Source organism: Marinobacter confluentis, from assembly GCF_004785685.1.
In the GTDB taxonomy this organism is placed as follows: Bacteria; Pseudomonadota; Gammaproteobacteria; order Pseudomonadales; family Oleiphilaceae; genus Marinobacter; species Marinobacter confluentis.
In genome coordinates this window covers 43,161-61,527 of sequence record NZ_SRPF01000004.1, presented here as the reverse complement: position 1 = coordinate 61,527, position 18,367 = coordinate 43,161, and the positions used below count along the sequence as shown (strand labels likewise).

Here is an 18,367-nt window from a genome sequence, read left to right as displayed (position 1 = left end):
CGGCATACTCCAAAGGCCGAAAACTCGCAGGAGAAGAGTTTGAAATCGAACGAATGGTTGCACGGCTTCCGTCATTCATCGCCCTATATCAACGCCCACCGGGGACGCACGGTGGTGCTGACCATCGGCGGTGATGCCATTGCCCACAGCAATCTGATCAACATCATCCACGATATTGCCCTGCTGAGCAGCCTGGGCATTCGCCTCGTTGTGGCCTTCGGCGCCCGCCCGCAGATTCAGACGCGGCTGGACGCCATTGGCGCGGAGTCGGTGTTTCACCGAGGCCTGCGGGTAACGCCCGAATCCCAGCTGTTGCCAGTGCTTGAAGCCATCGGGGGCCTGCGGGCCCACCTGGAAAGCCAACTGTCCATGGGGCTGGTGAATTCACCCATGCACAACGCGCGCATCAGGGTCAGCAGCGGAAATTACGTGACCGCCCGCCCGGTCGGTGTGCTGGATGGCATCGATTTTGGTCATACCGGCCGGGTACGTCGGGTCGACGTTGCCGGCATCGAAAAACTGCTGGAGCTGGGGCACATAGTGCTGCTACCACCCCTGGGATACTCGCCCACCGGCGACGCCTTCAATCTGTCCTACGAGGATGTGGGCAGCCAGGTGGCGGTAGCACTGCAGGCAGAAAAACTGATCATGTTCACCGAGAATCAGGGCCTGCCGGAAGACGACGGTTCGCTGATCCGTGAGCTGACCGCCAAGCAGGCGACCGAGCGTCTGTCCGCCGGCAAGGTGGAAGGCCATGACGGCGACCTTTTGAAGGCCGCCTGCGATGCCTGTGTCAAAGGCGTTCGCCGGGCCCACATCATCAGCTATGTGCAGGACGGTGCACTGCTGGAAGAGCTGTTCACCCGGGACGGCTCCGGCACTCTGGTCAGCGGTGACAACTACGAGCAGATTCGCCAGGCAAGGGTCGAAGACATTGGCGGTATCCTGGGCCTGATACAGCCCCTGGAAGAACAGGGCATACTGGTACGCCGTTCCCGGGAAATGCTGGAAACCGAAATCAGCCGCTATGTGGTGGCAGAAAGGGACGGCACCATCGTCGGTTGTGCGGCCCTGCACCATTACCCGGAAGAGGGCGCCGGTGAGCTGTCCTGTTTTGTGGTGGATCAGGCCTACCGGCGTGCCGGGCGCGGTGATGACATCCTGGCGATGATCGAAAAACTGGCCCGTGGCCATGGCATAGAGCGTCTGTTCGCGCTGACTACCCAGACTGAACACTGGTTCCGGGAGCGGGGTTTCCGGCCATCCTCGGTTCAGGAGTTGCCGGGGCCCAAGCTTGCGTCCTACAACGTTGAGCGCAAATCAAAGGTTTTCGTCAAACCGCTGGTTTAGGGCTTTGAGGCGCCGGTCCCGTTGCTCTGGGCCCAGGGCTGAGAGGGTCTCAACGGCTTGATAGAAGTCATCGAACTGCCTTGCGGAGTCCCGGAACAGCTGCCGGAAGGCCGGAACATGCTGATTGTACTGTCGGAACAAAGCCAGGTTGGCGTTGTTGAGTGCCCCGGGCGTCTCGCCGAAGGGCCCCGGCTCTTGCCACTTTGCAGCAAGCTCCAGATAATCCTCCCGAAGCTGGCTGAAAAGGTCTGCTTTGCGTTGTCGCATTTCAGCGTCGGTCAGCCGTTCAGCCTGCTCGTAAAGCTGTCTTAGTTGTTCGGCAATCTGTTCGACCAGAGCCAGTGTCTGATTGCGCTGGTTAAGCCGTTGCAGTGCCTGTTCAAAACCGGTGGTGTCACCCTGTTTTTCCAGCCACAGTCGCAGGCCTTCGAGTTCAACGGCGGTGGCAAAGCTCTCGTTGAAGGCGGTGTCTTCGGGGATATAGACCACCTGATGGGCGAGTTCATGGAACATCAGCGCTACCATTCTGGCGTCCGACAATCGTGTAAAGCCGGTGTGAAGCGGGTCGTCGAACCAGCCCAGGGTGGAATAGGCGGTCACGCCGCCGATGAATATATCGTAGCCCTGATTGGCGAATTTTTCGGCCTCGGCCCGGGCATCCTCGATGGCGTAGTAGCCCCGATAGGCCTGACAACCGATGAACGGATAGCACCACTGGTTGGGGTCCAGTGAGAATTCCGGCACCGCCACCAGGTTGACAAGAACCCACGGCCGCTCAAGTTCCGTATACTGGGTGAATGCGTCGCCGACCGGGAGTTTCAGTTGGTCTCTGGCGAACCGGCGCGCCTGCTGCGAAAGTTGCAGCTTTTGTTTCAGAGGTGCGGGGGTGTCGGGGGCCGCCAGCCAGTCTGTCACCGGTTCGGTCGCCATCATCAGAGACAGGTGGCCGGTGGCGGCCTGGTGGTAGTAGCTGATTGAAGAACAACCAGAAAAAATTGTGAAACACGTCACTATAAGTAGCGTAAAAGGATAGATCTGACTAAGCTGGTTCATAGGTCTGGCGGTTCTATTTTAGCTGGCTGGACCAGCGGGAACGGTGTCATTATTACGCTATCACAGTCGGCGGTCATCGGTGATCACGTAGTAATGGAACCCTGTTCAGGGAAGCCGGCCGGTGACTAGAATCCTGACCCCTAAATGGGTCGCCGGTGTTACCAATAATCAGGTAGTTCATGGATCCGAAAGAACGTCGTTCGAGTACCCGCAAACCGATAAAACTTGCGGCCCAACTTGATCTGGGCAATGGCCAGACCCTGCCCTGTCAGATTGCAGACTTCTGCGCGGAAGGACTGTTCGTTCGCTATTCTGGCGATACCTCCCGTAAGCTCGATCAACTGCTTCAGAACAAATCCGCCAAGGATCTCAGAGTCCGTTTTCGCAGTACCGACGGGCGCAAGCTCCATGAGTTGCATGTGGACGTGCGCCGCCGTATCGACGGTGCCATGGGGGTCAGTTTCACCCGGCCCAATACCGAAGCCATCAACGCCATGCTTGCCCAGGTCGGTGCCAATCGCGACCAGGGGCGGGTATCACTGAAAGCCCCCAGTGACCGGATCCAGTTTGTACTGCATCAGGCTGCCAAAGCGGTTATCCAGTTCATTGAGCCCTTAATGGACACAGCTCTGGTGGAAATGGTTTCCAGCCTGAAAGAGGCTGCCCAGAAAGCCGGTAACAACCAGCAGGCCAACGAACTGATGGATGCATCCGGTCAGCTTGAAGCTCGCCAGCGGATTATCTGGCACCAGATGGCAAAAAGCCTGGAATCACCGCTAAAACCGGCTCCCCGGGGCGCGCCGGGCGCCGAGCTCTCTGTTGTTGACAAGGGCGAGTTTGAGGACTGGCTGACTCTGCGGGTAATGGTGACCAAGGCCGATACCCAGTACCGCGGGGATCTGCTGCAGCTCAAACTGCGGCTCGACAAACTGGGGGTGTCCAACGCTACCGGACATCATAACCCGCTGGGGCCAGCGCTGGTCTGTGAGGCCTTTCATGCCGGGCTAAGCCAGTTGAAAGCAAGCCGCGACGTGGAAAAAATCTGCCTGCGGGTGTTTGATCGAGTCGTGCTCAAAAATCTGGAACCCATGTACCAGGAGCTCAATAATATTCTGATCCGTCACGGTGTGCTGCCGGACCTGGATCTGAGCAAATACCTCAGTGAGCAGACGCCTTTAAAACCTGAGGCCAAAGCAGAGACGAAATCTCAAGCACAACCGGAGGCCAAAGCCGTATCGTCCGCCGGGCCGGCCGACAGCCCAGGGGCGGCGGCGTCAGCCCGGGCGGCCGGGCAGGAAGGCCAGGCGGCCCAGCCCAGGGAATCGGCTTTTCGAAAACGGTTTCCGGGGCATCGGTCGTCTGCTGAATTCCGTGGCTATTCGTCCGCCGCCCAAACCGCATTTGCCACGGTGAGAAGTCTTCTGGGCACCTTGTCTTCAAGCCGCATCGCCAGGGGCGACCCGGAGCCGGTTGCCTTCGAGCCCGGTGCCCGCGAGCTTTCCGCTGGCGAGTTTCATAAACAGCTGCAGCAGATGCAGGTGGAAACCGTTCCTGCAGAAGCCGGAACCACGCTGAAAGAAAGGGTGATCGAGCGGGTCAAGGAGAGCGGCAGGCACGCCCTGGGGGAAGAGCAGCAGGCAACAGTGGATGTGGTCGACCGTTTTTTCAGCAGCGTGGTTGAAAGCCCGAAATTGAGCGAATACGCGCGGGAACGTATGCGTGCGCTGGAAGTACCGGTGCTGAAGGTGGTCATGCGTGACCCGGAATTCTTTGAAGACAGAGACAGCCCGGTGCGCGGCGTGATGGATCGTCTGGCGCAACTCGGTGTCAAAGGTGGGCGCATCAACCCGGTGGTTCAGCGGCGCATCGACGAGCTGATTCAGCGCATCAGCGCCGATTTCGAACAGGACACCGGCGTTTTCGACAGCGCTGTCGGCGAGCTGGACATGCTGATCGACCGTCAGAACCTGGTGTACCGCCGCAATGTAGAGCGGGTAACCGCCGCAGCCGAAGGTGCCCAGAAAGTCGCGGAATCCAAGCAGGCAGTCACACGGGTTCTGGACCAGAAGCTGGGCGGGCGCTCAGTACCCCGTGCAGTCATGAGCCTGCTGGACGGCGGTTGGCGGGATCTGCTTTCTCTGACCTGGATACGGCAGGGGGAAGAAAGCCCACTCTGGCAGGATTATCTGTCGGTTATCGATTCGCTGATGACGTTCGCCGAGGACCCCCAGAGCAATATCAACCTGCCGGAATTACTGCGGGTGATTCAGGACGGGCTGTCTTCGATCTCCAGCAACCATATGCCGTCGTCGCAGATTCGTGACGAACTCAAGCAGTTCCTGGTGCGTGGCCCGGCCCATCCGGTTGAGATGGTGGAAATGCCGCTGTCGCGGTCCAAGGAGACGAGCGAGAAGACTCTGTCGGAGCGCGAACAGCGCAGCCTGCAGCGCTGGGTAAACCGCGCCCAGCAGTTGCGCACCGGTGACTGGATGCGGGATCAGGACAAGCCTGATGATCCCCAGTATATCCGCCTGGTTTGGGTGGCCCGTGGCTTTAGCCGGTTTGTGTTTGTGAACCATCAGGGCATGAGAGTGGTTGAACTTGAACTGGAAGCCCTGGCTCAGCAGATGCGTAAGGGCGTGATTGTGCCAGACAGCCAGTACGAACGGCCGCTGGTGGATGAAAGCATTGATCGAATGGTGAAAAAGGTCTATGACCAGCTTTCCTGGGCGTCCACCCACGATGATCTGACCGGTCTGCTGGGCCGCCGGGAATTCGAGCGTATGCTCGAGCAGCAGCTGGTTATCCGCGAAGACGAGCGTGCTCTGGTGCGGCTGGACCTGCGACAGTTCCGGCTGCTGAACGACACCGCCGGCTATCAGGCCGGTGACCAGGCCCTGAAGCAGGTGGCAGACATCCTGCGCAGTCATGTGGGTGATGGTATGCCCCTGGCCCGTCTGTCGGGTAACGAGTTTGCCCTGATGTTACCGGCGGAGAATGCCCTCGAAGGTGCCCGGGGTATTGTCGACGCCATCGAGAAAACCGAATTCAAGTTTGATACCGGCATCTATCACCTCTCAGCCAGTGCCGGCCTGGCCGCCGAGCTGCCTGGGCTGGCAGATGCCGAGCGCTGGCTGAAAGCGTCCGAAGAGGCCATGAAAAGCGCGAAAAAACGCGGTCATGGCAAGGTCATCGAATACTCTCTTGATGCACACGACCAGGCGCGACAGGACCAGATTGCCGCCAAGGTTGCCAGCCTGGGCGACCTGAACGAAGAGCGGATGCTTTTGCGATGTCAGAAAATGATACCGCTGCACGCGGACACCATCATGTCGCCCCAGTATGAAATTCTGATCAGTATGTATGACGACACCGGTAACCTGATTACCGGCAAGGATTTCGTGCGTATGGCGGAGCGCTATGACCGCATGCAGGCGGTAGACCGCTGGGTGGTAGGCCACGTGCTGGACTGGCTGCGAGACAAGGCGCCGGACCCGGCCCATATGGGCGGCATCTGCATTAACCTGTCGGGGCACTCGCTGAACGATCAGTCGCTGATGGAATTCATCTACGACAAACTGAGCCAGAAGGACGCGCCCATTGAGCGGCTCTGGTTCGAAATCACCGAAGCTTCTGCCATCAACGACCTGCAGAGTATTTCCGAGTTTGTTGAGGAAATGAAAGAGCTGGGTTGCCGGTTCTGCCTGGGAGACTTCGGCACCGGGCCAACCTCATTCCAATTCCTGCGCAGCCTGCCGGTGGACCTGATCAAGCTCGACAGCGCCTTCACCCGTGAGCTGGACAAGAGCGAAACCGACAGGGCCATGGTCAAATCGATGATCGATATGGCGCATTACATGAAGCGTGAGGTGATTGCGTCTCAGGTGGAAACCCGTACAGTGCTGGATACCCTGACAGGCCTGGGCGCTGATTATGCTCAGGGTTTTGTTATCGAGAAACCCAGACTGCTGAGCAGCCTCGACTGAAGTTTTCGCCATGTCCAAACGTCACCCGATCATAGCGGTTACCGGGTCCTCCGGGGCTGGCACCACGACAACCGGCCGCATCTTCCGTCGGTTATTCGCCAGTGAAGGTCTGCATGCCGCCATGGTGGGCGGTGACAGTTTTCACCGCTACAACCGCGCCCAGATGGCTCGCCTGGCCGCCAAGGGTCAGTTTGGTGAGCGCAACCACTTTGCGCTGGCGGCCAATCATATCGACCGGCTGGAAGCCCTCTTTCATGACTACGGCCACACCGGCAACGGCCAGTTCCGCCAGTATGTGCATGATGAAGATCGCCGGCTGGTTGAGGCCGGCCACAAGCCCGGCACCTTCACGCCCTGGGGGCCGCTGGCACCGGACACTGACCTGCTGTTCTACGAAGGTCTGCATGGCGGGGTTATCAGCGAGAGCTACAACATTGCCCAGTATGTGGACCTGCTGGTGGGCGTGGTACCCATTGTCAATCTGGAGTGGATCCAGAAGATTCACCGGGACACCCACAAACGGGGCTATTCCCAGGACGCCGTTGTGGAAACCATCATCAACCGGATGGATGATTACGTTCACGACATCGTGCCGCAGTTTGCGCACACGCACGTGAACTTCCAGCGCATTCCCCTGGTGGATACCTCCAACCCGTTCGTCGTGCGCGATGTGCCCACGGAAGACGAGAGTATGGTGGTGATCCGTTTCCGGGAGTCTTCGGAGGTGGACTTCCCCTACCTGCTGCAGATGATTGCCGGCAGCCATCTGTCCCGCTACGACACCCTGGTCATTCCCGGCACCAAGCTGTCACTGGCCATGGACCTGATCATGCGCCCGATGGTGCTCGAACTGATGGCGCACAAGCCCTTCGCCTGAGCGCCACTTGCCTGGGTTTTGCTGACCTGCCTCAGGCGGTCAGGCGACCGTCACGATAGTCCTGCAGCGTCTGCTCGATTTCCTCGCGGCTGTTCATAACGAACGGGCCATACTGAACCACCGGCTCGCCAATCGGTCGCCCGGCAATCAGCAGCAAACGGGCGCCTTCTGCGCCTGCACGCAGGCTGATGCTATCGCCTTCCGACAGGACGTGCGCGGTTGACCGGGTCAGGTCTTCCGGGCCAGTTTCAGTGTTCAGTGCAGCGGCACCCTCGTACAGGTACACCAGTCCTGCCAGTGCATCTGCTACTGGCACCTGAACCTCGCCGTTTGCCGGTAGGTGAATATCGGCATAGAGCGGCTGTGTTGACCCACCGGTCACGGCTCCTTCCCGAGCCTGCCCATCAATCGTCAGGGTTCCGGCAACCAGCTTGATCCGGGCATCGCCCAGGCGCAGGTCGGGAATGTCCTCTGGCTGTATATCGCGGTAGCCCGCGGGCTTCATCTTTTCAGCCGCTGGCAGGTTCAGCCACAGCTGAAACCCCCGCATCTGCCCGGATTCCTGCTGGGGCATTTCTGAATGGACAATGCCGCGCCCGGCGGTCATCCACTGAACTCCGCCATTTTTCAGGTTGCCACGGTTACCCAGATGATCCTCATGCAGCATGTGGCCTTCGATCATATAGGTCACAGTTTCAAAGCCGCGATGTGGGTGGGATGGAAAGCCGGCAATGTAATCCTGGGGTTCGTCCGAGCCGAACTCGTCCAGCATCAGATAGGGGTCAAGCCGGGTATGGGGGCTCTGGCCCAATGAGCGCTTGATGCGAACCCCGGCGCCATCGGAGGTTTCCATGGCAGCAATTCGGCGGGTAACGGTTCTGAGTGACATAGCGGCCTCCTGATTCAGTTGATGGATTCATTACAGTCCAATACAGGGGAACTATAAACCGAAGAAATCTGGAGGGGGTCATCAAAAAAACTGACGGTTCCGGCCGGGGGAGGCTGTGAAGGCTGGCCGGAACCGCTCCGGGCGTTCTATTCGACGTTACGGGAGTAGAAAATCTCGAGCATTTCCCGGCGCAGGCGGTCCTCGATGGACTGGGCTTCCTGCGGTTCCAGATCGTCAGCGTTCACTCCGAACACGTAGTTATCCAGCTTGAAGTTCTTGAGCATCATCTTGGTGTGGAACAGGTTTTCCTGATACACGTTGACGTCAATCATCTGGTAGGCGTTCTGAGTGTCCTCGGTCAGATAGTTCTGGATCGAGTTGATGTCGTGGTCGATGTAGTGCTTCCGGCCATCGACGTCGCGGGTAAATCCACGCACCCGGTAATCAACGGTGACCACATCGGAATCGAAGCTGTGGATCAGGTAGTTCAGTACCTTCAATGGCGAGATCAGGCCGCAGGTAGACACGTCGATGTCGGCCCGGAAGGTGCTGATGCCTTCGTAAGGATGGCTTTCCGGATAGGTGTGCACCGTCACATGGCTCTTGTCCAGGTGGGCCAGAATGGTGTCCGGCAGCGGGCCCGGGGACTCTTCATTATCCGGCTCGCCCTCGCTGATTTCATGTTCAGCGATCAGCATGGTCACTGACGCACCATGGGGCTCGTAGTCCTGGCGCGCGATGTTAAGGATATTGGCGCCGATGATCTTGACCACATCAGACAGGATCTGGGTCAGGCGCTCGGCGTTGTACATCTCGTCGATGTAATCAATGTAGGCTTTACGCTGTTCTTCGGTCTGCGCGTAACAGATGTCATAGATGTTGAAACTCAGCGATTTGGTCAGGTTGTTAAAACCATGAAGCTGTAGTTTGGATTCCATGTTCAGCCTCCCTCCAAGGGTTCGGACAGGGGTCCGGATAAATCCGGAAATGAATTAAGCTGCCACTCTACGCAGACCGGCTAAGAAAGCCGCGTATTATGCACATTGGTGTGCCAAATGGGTAGTGTGTGGCCCGGCCGACGCATCCGTAATTTCCCGATGACACGGCCGCCCATGCCCAGCCGGACTATGCAGCCCGGACCTCGTAACTGTGGGTAATTTCTACCCCGGCCTTTCCCAGCATGATAGACGCTGAACAGTATTTTTCAGCCGACAGGCTGACAGCGCGTTTGACCAGGTTCTCTTTCAGGTCGTGGCCGGTGACCACAAAATGCAGATGGATTGCGGTGAAGACCGAGGGGACTGCGTCCGCCCGTTCCGCTTCCAGTTCGGTGTGGCAGTCAGTGACGTCCTGCCGGCTCCTTTTAAGAATGCTCATAACGTCGAACGACGAGCAGGCGCCCAGGCCCATCAATACCAACTCCATGGGGCGTGGCCCCTGGTTTTTGCCGCCGTGATCCGGTGGCCCGTCCACCTGAACCGCATGGCCACTGCCGCTGGTGGCCTTGAAGCCGGCGTCGCCGGTCCAGTCAATGGTTGCTTTCATCGGTTTTTCGCTCCAATCCGTTCAGGGTCAACTGGTCAAGGATGCTAGCATATCGTTCAAGTGTGAGGCAGTACGCCCGGTATCGGGCCGGTCACCAATTTGAAGGGGCGCTGGCCTGATCCATGTGGGCAGGGCAGGACAGGGCAGGATCAGCGATCTGGTCTATACTGATTCCAGTTGCCGATCCGGTGCCTTCTTGTTATAAGGTCCGCTCATTCATGAAAACCCGCACGGAAAGCAGGGTGAATAATAACAATACCTGAATTCCCGCCAGTTCTAAGGAGGCATGACCCGCATTATGGCTACTATCGTCAAGCCGGTTGAACAGAAGACCAAGCACCTGGATTATTTCCTGTCCCAATGCCATCGTCGGCGTTACCCCGCCAAAAGCACCATCATTTACGCTGGCGATAAAAGCGATTCCCTGTTCTACATCGTCAAGGGATCGGTCACCGTGATTATTGAAGACGACGACGGTCGTGAAATGATCATGGCTTATCTGAACGCCGGGGACTTTTTCGGCGAAATGGGGCTGTTCGACAACATGGACTCCCGCAGCGCCTGGGTCAAAGCCAAGAGCGAATGCGAAGTGGCTGAAATCAGCTACACCAAATTCCGCGAGATTGCCCAGCAGGATCCGAGGGTCCTCTACTTCATTGGCGAGCAGATGGCGTCCCGCCTGCGCCAGACCACACGCAAGGTCGGCGATCTTGCATTTCTGGATGTTACCGGCCGTGTTGCCCGCACCCTGCTGGACCTGTGCAAGGAGCCGGACGCCATGACTCATCCGGACGGCATGCAGATCAAGATTACCCGGCAGGAAATTGGCCGCATCGTGGGCTGCTCCCGGGAGATGGTCGGCCGGGTTCTCAAAACCCTGGAAGATCAGGGCCTGGTCCGTGTCAAAGGCAAGACCATGGTGGTTTACGGCACCCGCTGAATCCTGCCAACCGAAAGGGCGTGGAGGCCGGTACCGCAAAAAAACCGATTGAGGTGCCGGTCAGCCCTGTTTTCTGGCGAGTTTGAACATCATTTCCGGCGCCAGGCGTTTCACCCAGAGGGCGGCCATTTCCTTTCCTTTACCGACGGGAATTTCGCGTCGGGCTTTGCCAAGACCCTGGACGATGACGTCCGCGCATTCGTTCACATCCATGCCACCGGCGATATTTTCGTCTTCTTCACCAAAAGCCGAACCGTCCGCAGACAGCGCATTGCGGGAAATGTCGGTCCGGATAAAGCCCGGGGTGATGGTAGACACCAGAATACCCTCGTCTTCCACCTCGGCGCGCAGGGCATCGAAGAAGCCCATGACGGCGTGTTTGGCGGCGCAATAACCGGTGCGTAATGGAACCCCGACCTTGCCGGCAACGCTGGCGGTAACGGCAAGGTGGCCGGACCGGCGCTCCAGCATGTGGGGCAGGACAGCCTTGGTAAGCGCAATCTGCCCCATTACGTCCACATCCAGCAGCTTCTGATAGACCGACAGCTCGGTGTCTTTGCACAGGGATCGCTGGGACAGGCCGGCGTTGTTGATCAGCAGATCGATCTGGCCGAAATGCGCCAGTACCTCTGACACCTTACCGGGCAGGGCATCCAGTTCGGTCACGTCCAACGGCAGGACAAACAGGTTTGATGCCGCCGCACCTTCATCAATACAGCGATTTTTCACCCGCTCGAGTTCCGGTTGCCGCCTTGCGGAAAGTACAATCCGCGCGTTATCCCGGGAGAACCGCACGGCCAGTGCTTCGCCGATGCCGGAGGACGCGCCGGTAATCCAGACTACTCGATTGGTAAACATGCCTGCTCCTGTTTTTTTGGAATGGTCCTGATCTTAGCGCTCCGGGCCGGTCGCCGTCATGGTTTTGAGTAAACAAGGCACTGGTAAACATGCTGCCACACCTGATCGGCCACGGTTTCGTTTACCAGTTCGTGGCGGGCGCCTTCGAACAGCCGTTCAGAGGCAACGCAGACACCGGCTTTGCGAAGGTTGGCGATGTGGCGTTTGAAGCCCTTGCCCATTTCGCCGACCGGGTCCTGGTCACCGGCCATCAGGTGCACCGGCAGATCTTTTCGCCATTGATCCGGATTGAGGCTGAGCATACCCCCGATAAAATCGTTCCAGAGCCCCACTGTGCAGGTAAAACCGCATAGCGGGTCCGCTTCGTATCGATCTACCTGCCCGGCATCTCGGCTGAGCCAGTCATGGCCGGTCCGGTTGGGCGCAAACTGCCGGTTGAAGGCATCGAACGACAGCCGGTCAATCAGCGGGCTGCGGTGGTGTTTGCCCCGCGACCGTTTGATCAACCTGACCAGCCCCAGATAGGGGCTGAGCTTCAGGCGGTCGATCCGGTTGGTGGCGCACAGCAGAAGGTTATCAATGTCATTGCCGTACTGCTGGGCATAGGCCTGGGAAATAAACGACCCCATGCTGTGACCAAACAGGCTTAGGGGTAGGCCCGGGTGTTCAGAACGAAGGTGTTGAACCGCCTGCGCCAGATCATCAATCACTTTCTGCCAGCCGTCTTCATCGGCGTAGTGGCCTCTTTGCTCTGGCGGACAATGGGGGCCATGACCCCGATGCTGGATGGCATAAACCGCAACCCCCCGCTGGTTCAGCCATAAAGCCAAAGGCTGATAGCGCGCCGCATGTTCGGCCATGCCGTGGGCTATGATCAAAACGCGGCTGGCAGGTTCGGCGCTGTCAGTGCCGGGAACCCAGCAAAGCAGGGGTATCTGATGGCCGTCCGGGCTGGTGATGAAGCGTTCCTGTGCGTTCATTGGGTCAGGTCCGTCTGTGTTTTTATTGGAAGTGGAGTCTACCGGGAACCGTCTCTGCGTTGCCACTCGGGCGGTTTCCAGAGGTGTTTCAGCCGCTGGCCCAGCGGGCCGGGTCTGGCCATGGCCCGGAACATGTCCCGGTATTCATGGGTCCAGAGGACCAGAAGGTTGTTGGATGGCACCGGTGTGGTAATGCCATATTCCGGGGGCGACTGGGCATCTTCTGCCACAAAAGTGCCGAACAGCCGGTCCCAGATAATCAGCGTGCCGCCGTAATTGCGGTCAATATAGCCGGGGTTACGGCCGTGGTGTACCCGGTGGTGGCTGGGGGTGTTGAACAGGTACTCAACCGGCCCGGGAAGTTTATTGACCACCGTTGTATGAATAAAAAACTGATACACCAGGGACAGGGCGAAAGCCACGCCGATCCAGAGCGGGTTAAAACCGATCAGTGCCAGGGGCAGATAGAACAGCCAGTTGCCGTTGAAAATGTTGGTCGCGTTCTGGCGCATGGCGGTGGAAAAGTTCATCCGTTCAGAGGAATGGTGAACCACGTGGGCCGCCCAGAACCAGCGGACCCGATGGCTGCTGCGGTGCATCCAGTAAAAGCAGAAATCCACGCCAATGAAGGTAAGAAAAACCGTGAGTGCGTTCAGTTCCAGGTCCAGCAGGCGGAAGTGGTAGCAGAGCGCGTATACCGGGAAAGCGATCAGCCCGGCGAACAGCAGTTCGGTGGCCTGGTAGCCGGCGCCCAGGGCAAAATTGCGAAAGGCCTCTGGCAGATTCATCTTGGCCGGGTCCTGCCGGATGCGGAAATATTCCCAGACCGCCACGCCAATGAACACCGGCGTGGCAATGACAAAAATCAGTTGCCGCTCATCCAGTGCCAGCCAGGGCGCCAGCGTTTCCCAGAGCGCCAATAGACCGCTGTCACGCAGGGCGTTGATCATCATGTCGGTCAGGGTCATGAAGGGCAGTCTCAGGTTTGCTATCAGATCTTCAGTGTCCCCCGTGACTACGGGTAAAAATTGACAATTTACGCCATAAAATTGACTATTCAGGTCATTACTTCAAAAACCGCGACCAGAGCACGTAAGGAGCCTGACAGCCATGGCCAGCGTTATCCGCGTGACCGGTGCCTGGACCGGCCTATTGAAAGACTGGCTCGACCAGCAGGGGCTGGACGCCGGTAGCTTAAGGCTTGAACTGGCGAGGCGGGCAGCCCAGGACAATGTCCCGGTGGATGTGTGGCGTCGCATGTTGGCAGAGGGCCTGGCCCTGACACCCGGCCGTCCGGCGCCGGAACTGGAAGTGGGCGCCTGCGTAACGCCAAGCCATGTGGGGGTTCTGGGGTACCTGGTTCTGGCAACGGACACACTGGGCGAAGCCATGCTGGCGTATCAGCGCTATGAAACCCTGTTCTACGGCACCAGTCTGGTCCAGATCGAAATGATGGAAACCGAAGCGGAAATCCGCTGGCCGCCTTCGGATAACGAGCTGGGGCAGCAGGCCGATGGCGCCGCCATTGCCGCGCTTGTGACCTTTCTGCGGCGCCAGATTGATCATCCACCGCCACCATCGGCCATCTGTTTTCTCCATGAGGTTGAGCCGGAAAGCGCTGGCGCTTACGAGGCCTTTTTTGGCTGCCCGGTCACCTGGAACGACAGTCACGTGCGGGTGCGCTTTCCCCTGCGTTACCTCAGCCTGCCCATGCCACGGCGTGACCCGACACTGCGCCGTCTGCTGGACCGCCAGGCCCGGGCCATGCTGCAGGCCCTACCCCAGGGCACCGAGGCAGACCAACAGATGCAGCGGGTGGTGTTGCGAATGCTGTCAGACGGCGAGCCCACGCTGGCCCGGGCGGCGGCTGCCATGCATATGTCCCCGCGAACCCTTCAGCGGCGCCTGGCCCCTCACGGCCTGAGCTGGCAACAGTGGCTGGATCGCAGCCGCGAACAGCTGGCTCACCAGTATCTGGAGGATGAATCACTCACCCTGGCCGATATCGCGCTGTTGTTGGGGTTTTCCGAACAGAGCGCTTTCAACCGGGCCTACAGACGCTGGACCGGCCGCTCGCCGGGGAGGGACCGGCGCCAGGCTGTGGCGAAAGGTTAAGAGCCAGCGCTAAACGCTCAGCGGTTGGCCGCGTACAGTGTTTCCAGGGTCTGCAGCTGTGGCTGCCATTGCCCCAGCCAGTCCTGTACCGGCGCTGGAATGCGCTTCGGGTCTGGCCAGGGTACAGGGTACTGGGGTGGCTGGAACATGGGGGCCAGAAAGGCGGCTGCGGTTATGTCTGCGCGGCTGAAACTGTCACCGGCCAGCCAGGGCGACGTCTGATACGCCTGGGCAAGCTCGGTCAGGTAGCGCTCCATGGTCTGGCGCGCGGTCTCTGCAGTTTTGTCGTTGATCTTCATCCATTTGCGCATGATCTCGTCGACCCGGCTGAAGGCCAGACGGATCAGGTAGCGGTTATAGAAAGGCGTGCCTGCGGTCAGCATCGGCGTCACCAGCTTCGGCCGCTGCAAAAAATAATGGTAGGCGAAACAGCGAACCGCCGGCCCCAGTTCGTCATCCATACGCTTTTCCCAGTCCAGGGCCAGCGTCCGGGCGGTGGGGTCCGACGGCGTCAGTGGGCGTTCCGGGAAGGTCTCGTCAAGATAGTCCAGAATGTTGGCGGAGCCCTGAACGCAGTGGCCATCGTGAACGATAACCGGCACGGACGACACCTCGGCACCCAGCTTGCGAATGGTTTTTACATGCTGGCCGGGTAGCAGGTTAATAATCTGGACATTAATGCCCTTATAATCCAACGCCCAACGGACCTTTTCGCAGTAATGGGAAATGGCAAACTGGTATAGTTGCATGGCCATGAACACGCTCCGTGTTGTATCAGGATTGTATCGGGAATGGCTGAATACTATCAGGTTTAGAAGGAGACTGGATTGATGAAAGGAACTCAACTATTGGTATTTGCGGGCGCTGTGTTACTGGCGGGACTGGCCGGGTGTTCGTCGTCACCGGAAAAACCAGAGCCGGTTCCGGACCCCGGCCCCGCCCTGGAAAAGCCATTCACGGCAACCGGCAATGAGCCCTTCTGGCGCGTTATTGTCGAGCCGGGGCAGCTGGTGCTGGAACGCCCGGGAAAACCCACGGAAGAGTTGCGCTACGAGACAGTGGCGCAGTCCGATACCGGGCACCGGTTCCGGGCCGCCCGGGACGGGCTCTCCATTGAACTGGTCACGGCGCCGCAGTTATGTCGTGACACCATGACGGGTATGCCGCACCCACGTCAGGTGCGACTGTTCATCAATGGTGACCGGTTTGCCGGCTGCGGTGGTGATCCGGAGCAGCTGATCCTGGGGGTTGAATGGGTCGTCGCAACGATCGGCGACCGCGGTGTCATTGATAAATCCCGGGCCACCATTGAATTCCTGCCTGAGGGCAGAATTGCCGGCAATGGCTCATGCAACCAGTACACCGGTACCTGGTCGTTAAACGGCGAAACCCTCGAGGTAAGCCGGTTGGCGTCAACTCGCAAAGCCTGCGAGCCAGCGTTGATGGATCAGGAAGACCGGTTCCTGCGCCAGCTTGAAGCTGCAAACGCCTTTGACATCAGCCGGGAGGCTGACCTGGTGATCAGCGCCGGGGGCGAACCCGTCATCAGGGCAGCCCGGTGAGGCTGCTGGCGGGCTCTAGAGCTGGGCCCGCTCAACGCTGTCTGACGATTCCGTCGGCACCAGTGCCCGCACCAGAACCTTCATGTCCAGAATGCCAATCTGGTTACCCCTGCGGGTAACCCGGTAAACAAGGTCGGTGTCGCCATTGGATCTGGCAATCACCGACTCCAGGTTGTCGTGTTCCGACAGGTCCCCCGCGCAGTCTTCCGGGGCTTCGCTGGTTTTTTCCATTACCGAGCGAACCCGCAGCACTCGTGCCCGGTTAATATCGGCGATAAAGTCAGTGATGTAGGGGTCATTCGGGTTCATCAGGATTTCCTGGGGCTCCCCCTGCTGGACCACGTGGCCATCCTTGAGAATGACCAGATGGTCGGCCAGTTTCAGCGCTTCGTCCAAATCATGGGTGATGAACACGATGGTCTTCTGCAGTTCTTCCTGTAGCTCCAGCAACAGGTCCTGCATGTCCGAGCGGATCAGCGGGTCCAGCGCCGAGAAAGCTTCATCCATCAGCATGATTGGCGAGTTGGACGCCAGAGCCCGGGCAATACCCACCCGTTGCTGCATGCCGCCAGAAAGCTCATGGGGGTACTGGTCGCCGTTACCTTCCAGGCCGACACGGGCCAGCCATTTTCTGGCCTCAGACTCGAATTCCTCAACCTTGAATCCGCGAACAGAAAGCGCCATGCCGGCGTTCTCCAGCACTGTACGGTGAGGCAGCAGGGCGAACTTCTGGAACACCATGGACATGCCTTCACGGCGCAGCTTGCGAAGGCGCTCTTCATCAAAGTCGAGCACGTTTTCCCCATCGATCATTATCTGGCCGTCGGTGGGCTCGATCAGGCGGTTCAGATGGCGGATCAGGGTGGATTTACCGGAGCCCGATAGCCCCATGATTACCGTGATTTCGCCTTCCTGCATATCGACGTTGATGTTTTCCAGGCCAAGCACGTGTTTGTGCTTCTCCAGAAGTTCTGGTTTGCCCATGCCTCGCTTGACGTATTCCAGCGCAACGTCCGGCGTCTTGCCAAAAATCTTGTACAGGTTGCGAATGGATATCTTGATGTCCTGGCCCATGATTTGCTCCCTTATTGTTTCTGCGAGGCGTTGATGCGCGCCAGCGAGGCTTTGGTGACCCGGTCAAGAATCACCGCCAGGATCACAATGCCAAGGCCGGCCACCAGGCCAACACCCAGCTCCAGGTTGCGGATGCCCTGAAGTACCAGCACACCAAGGCCGGGAGCGGACACCAGGGACGCGATCACCACCATGGCCAGGCTCATCATGATGGTCTGGTTTACGCCAGCCATGATGTTGGGCAACGCCAGGGGAATCTGGACCTTGAACAGCTTCTGATGGCTGGTCATGCCGAAGGCGTTGGCGGCTTCAATCACGTCTTTATCCACCAGCCGGATGCCCAGGTTGGTCAGGCGAATCACCGGCACAATGGCGTAAAGAATGATGGCAATGCCGTAGAGTTTGGATTCGGTCACGCTGAACAGGAAAATCAGCGGAATCAGGTACACGAAGGGCGGCAGCGTCTGCAGCATATCCAGCACCGGAATCGTCAGCCGCTGCATCATGTCGCTGCGGGACATGGCTATACCGATAGGTACCCCGATGAGCACGCAGAGAAAGGCGCACACAAAGATGATGGCCAGGGTCTGCATGGCGTATTCGTAATAGTCGATAAAGGCCAGAAGGCAAAGGCTGCCGGCCACGAAACCGACCAGCTTCCAGGATTTGGTGACAAACAGCACCACCGCCAGCAGCACCGGTATCACGATCCACCAGGGGGTATTCAACATGCCGTAGAGGGTGCCGTCCAGGGCCCAGCTCAGGGGCTGGGTTATTGGGTCCAGCACAACGCTGAGGTTGTCCTTGACGGCAAGAAAGCCTTCTTCCAGTCCCTTGGTCAGATCCCGGGACTGGGGAAATCTGGCGCAGGAGTCATTGAGCGCGTCCATGGATGGAAAAGGCAGCTCCCAGATTGAGACTTCCTGTTCGTCCGTGCCTTTTGATTTACTGAGCAGCGCGGCCATAGACATGGGCGCGTCGCTCTTGCCTTCTGCACACCACTCTTTGAGACCGAGCGATGAAAAAAGAAAGTCGTAGGTGGCCATGAGCTGTCAATATTCCTTGCGCTTTCAGAATGAGGTATTGGGTATGATTTTTTAAAACCCGGAAAGAAAAAGAGCCGGCGAACCGGCTCTTT

Annotated in this window: 16 protein-coding genes; 6 read left to right on the top strand and 10 right to left on the bottom strand. The window is 58.7% G+C overall.

The genetic code is table 11. The annotated features are described in order from the left end of the window. Positions 1-39 precede the first annotated feature (39 nt). Positions 40-1,350, top strand: a complete 1,311-nt coding sequence (gene argA, locus E5Q11_RS13360) for an amino-acid N-acetyltransferase (RefSeq protein WP_135803949.1) — start codon at positions 40-42, stop codon at positions 1,348-1,350. Here the strand turns inward: argA and E5Q11_RS13355 are convergent. Continuing rightward, positions 1,321-2,403, bottom strand: a complete 1,083-nt coding sequence (locus E5Q11_RS13355; protein ID WP_135803948.1) for an aminopeptidase — start codon at positions 2,401-2,403, stop codon at positions 1,321-1,323. The two genes, argA and E5Q11_RS13355, sit on opposite strands and share 30 nt — an antisense overlap. 179 nt (positions 2,404-2,582) lie before the next feature. Here E5Q11_RS13355 and E5Q11_RS13350 point away from each other — a divergent pair, with 179 nt between their 5' ends. Both E5Q11_RS13350 and E5Q11_RS13345 read left to right on the top strand, forming a co-directional pair. Next, positions 2,583-6,389, top strand: coding sequence for a DUF1631 family protein (locus E5Q11_RS13350; protein WP_135803947.1), 3,807 nt, complete (start codon positions 2,583-2,585; stop codon positions 6,387-6,389). A gap of 10 nt (positions 6,390-6,399) precedes the next feature. Next, the gene (locus E5Q11_RS13345) at positions 6,400-7,266 is read left to right on the top strand and encodes a phosphoribulokinase (RefSeq protein WP_135803946.1); all 867 of its coding nucleotides are present in this window, start codon (positions 6,400-6,402) and stop codon (positions 7,264-7,266) included. Between the two features lie 31 nt (positions 7,267-7,297). On the opposite strand, the gene E5Q11_RS13340 is transcribed toward E5Q11_RS13345, so the two are convergent. The 3 genes from E5Q11_RS13340 to E5Q11_RS13330 all read right to left on the bottom strand — a co-directional run bounded on the left by E5Q11_RS13340 (position 7,298) and on the right by E5Q11_RS13330 (position 9,700). Next, complete coding sequence (locus E5Q11_RS13340; protein WP_135803945.1) at positions 7,298-8,155, bottom strand: pirin family protein; 858 nt, start codon at positions 8,153-8,155, stop codon at positions 7,298-7,300. A 146-nt stretch (positions 8,156-8,301) separates the two neighbouring features. Further along, a complete protein-coding gene (gene speD, locus E5Q11_RS13335) occupies positions 8,302-9,093 on the bottom strand; it encodes an adenosylmethionine decarboxylase (protein WP_135803944.1) in 792 nt (263 codons plus the stop codon). A 187-nt stretch (positions 9,094-9,280) separates the two neighbouring features. Next, positions 9,281-9,700 carry an OsmC family protein gene (locus tag E5Q11_RS13330; RefSeq protein ID WP_135803943.1) on the bottom strand — a complete coding sequence of 140 codons (420 nt, stop codon included), beginning with the start codon at positions 9,698-9,700 and terminating at the stop codon, positions 9,281-9,283. 298 nt (positions 9,701-9,998) lie between these two features. On the opposite strand from E5Q11_RS13330, the gene crp reads away from it, so the two are divergent. Then, positions 9,999-10,640: a cAMP-activated global transcriptional regulator CRP gene (gene crp / locus E5Q11_RS13325; protein WP_036132755.1), complete on the top strand. Its 642-nt coding sequence runs from the start codon at positions 9,999-10,001 to the stop codon at positions 10,638-10,640. A 60-nt stretch (positions 10,641-10,700) separates the two neighbouring features. On the opposite strand, the gene E5Q11_RS13320 is transcribed toward crp, so the two are convergent. From E5Q11_RS13320 to E5Q11_RS13310, 3 genes are read right to left on the bottom strand one after another with little or no spacing between them, the layout of a single operon-like run. Continuing rightward, positions 10,701-11,498: an SDR family oxidoreductase gene (locus tag E5Q11_RS13320; protein ID WP_135803942.1), complete on the bottom strand. Its 798-nt coding sequence runs from the start codon at positions 11,496-11,498 to the stop codon at positions 10,701-10,703. A gap of 56 nt (positions 11,499-11,554) precedes the next feature. Beyond that, positions 11,555-12,478 (bottom strand): alpha/beta hydrolase, encoded by a 924-nt coding sequence (locus tag E5Q11_RS13315; RefSeq protein WP_135803941.1) that lies wholly within the window; start codon positions 12,476-12,478, stop codon positions 11,555-11,557. Positions 12,479-12,516: 38 nt separating this feature from the next. Further along, positions 12,517-13,446 carry a sterol desaturase family protein gene (locus E5Q11_RS13310; RefSeq protein WP_135803940.1) on the bottom strand — a complete coding sequence of 310 codons (930 nt, stop codon included), beginning with the start codon at positions 13,444-13,446 and terminating at the stop codon, positions 12,517-12,519. Between the two features lie 142 nt (positions 13,447-13,588). Here E5Q11_RS13310 and E5Q11_RS13305 point away from each other — a divergent pair, with 142 nt between their 5' ends. Next, entirely contained in the window at positions 13,589-14,593 is a 1,005-nt protein-coding gene (locus E5Q11_RS13305) for a helix-turn-helix domain-containing protein (RefSeq protein ID WP_135803939.1), read from the top strand. Positions 14,594-14,610: 17 nt separating this feature from the next. Here E5Q11_RS13305 and E5Q11_RS13300 read toward each other — a convergent pair whose 3' ends face one another. Beyond that, positions 14,611-15,348: a glutathione S-transferase family protein gene (locus E5Q11_RS13300; protein WP_135803938.1), complete on the bottom strand. Its 738-nt coding sequence runs from the start codon at positions 15,346-15,348 to the stop codon at positions 14,611-14,613. 75 nt (positions 15,349-15,423) lie between these two features. On the opposite strand from E5Q11_RS13300, the gene E5Q11_RS13295 reads away from it, so the two are divergent. Continuing rightward, positions 15,424-16,155 carry an META domain-containing protein gene (locus tag E5Q11_RS13295; protein ID WP_135803937.1) on the top strand — a complete coding sequence of 244 codons (732 nt, stop codon included), beginning with the start codon at positions 15,424-15,426 and terminating at the stop codon, positions 16,153-16,155. 15 nt (positions 16,156-16,170) lie between these two features. Here the strand turns inward: E5Q11_RS13295 and E5Q11_RS13290 are convergent, their stop codons facing one another. Both E5Q11_RS13290 and E5Q11_RS13285 read right to left on the bottom strand, forming a co-directional pair. Continuing rightward, positions 16,171-17,229: a quaternary amine ABC transporter ATP-binding protein gene (locus E5Q11_RS13290; RefSeq protein ID WP_135803936.1), complete on the bottom strand. Its 1,059-nt coding sequence runs from the start codon at positions 17,227-17,229 to the stop codon at positions 16,171-16,173. An 11-nt stretch (positions 17,230-17,240) separates the two neighbouring features. Continuing rightward, positions 17,241-18,275 (bottom strand): ABC transporter permease, encoded by a 1,035-nt coding sequence (locus E5Q11_RS13285; RefSeq protein ID WP_135803935.1) that lies wholly within the window; start codon positions 18,273-18,275, stop codon positions 17,241-17,243. Positions 18,276-18,367 lie beyond the last annotated feature (92 nt).

What these genes read in the sequence shown, in the direction of transcription:
- E5Q11_RS13355 (WP_135803948.1), bottom strand. Translation starts at nt 2,403, where the DNA reads ATGAACCAGCTTAGTCAGATCTATCCTTTTACGCTACTTATAGTGACG.
- E5Q11_RS13350 (WP_135803947.1), top strand. Translation starts at nt 2,583, where the DNA reads ATGGATCCGAAAGAACGTCGTTCGAGTACCCGCAAACCGATAAAACTT.
- E5Q11_RS13345 (WP_135803946.1), top strand. Translation starts at nt 6,400, where the DNA reads ATGTCCAAACGTCACCCGATCATAGCGGTTACCGGGTCCTCCGGGGCT.
- E5Q11_RS13340 (WP_135803945.1), bottom strand. Translation starts at nt 8,155, where the DNA reads ATGTCACTCAGAACCGTTACCCGCCGAATTGCTGCCATGGAAACCTCC.
- speD (WP_135803944.1), bottom strand. Translation starts at nt 9,093, where the DNA reads ATGGAATCCAAACTACAGCTTCATGGTTTTAACAACCTGACCAAATCG.
- E5Q11_RS13330 (WP_135803943.1), bottom strand. Translation starts at nt 9,700, where the DNA reads ATGAAAGCAACCATTGACTGGACCGGCGACGCCGGCTTCAAGGCCACC.
- crp (WP_036132755.1), top strand. Translation starts at nt 9,999, where the DNA reads ATGGCTACTATCGTCAAGCCGGTTGAACAGAAGACCAAGCACCTGGAT.
- E5Q11_RS13320 (WP_135803942.1), bottom strand. Translation starts at nt 11,498, where the DNA reads ATGTTTACCAATCGAGTAGTCTGGATTACCGGCGCGTCCTCCGGCATC.
- E5Q11_RS13315 (WP_135803941.1), bottom strand. Translation starts at nt 12,478, where the DNA reads ATGAACGCACAGGAACGCTTCATCACCAGCCCGGACGGCCATCAGATA.
- E5Q11_RS13310 (WP_135803940.1), bottom strand. Translation starts at nt 13,446, where the DNA reads ATGACCCTGACCGACATGATGATCAACGCCCTGCGTGACAGCGGTCTA.
- E5Q11_RS13305 (WP_135803939.1), top strand. Translation starts at nt 13,589, where the DNA reads ATGGCCAGCGTTATCCGCGTGACCGGTGCCTGGACCGGCCTATTGAAA.
- E5Q11_RS13300 (WP_135803938.1), bottom strand. Translation starts at nt 15,348, where the DNA reads ATGGCCATGCAACTATACCAGTTTGCCATTTCCCATTACTGCGAAAAG.
- E5Q11_RS13295 (WP_135803937.1), top strand. Translation starts at nt 15,424, where the DNA reads ATGAAAGGAACTCAACTATTGGTATTTGCGGGCGCTGTGTTACTGGCG.
- E5Q11_RS13290 (WP_135803936.1), bottom strand. Translation starts at nt 17,229, where the DNA reads ATGGGCCAGGACATCAAGATATCCATTCGCAACCTGTACAAGATTTTT.
- E5Q11_RS13285 (WP_135803935.1), bottom strand. Translation starts at nt 18,275, where the DNA reads ATGGCCACCTACGACTTTCTTTTTTCATCGCTCGGTCTCAAAGAGTGG.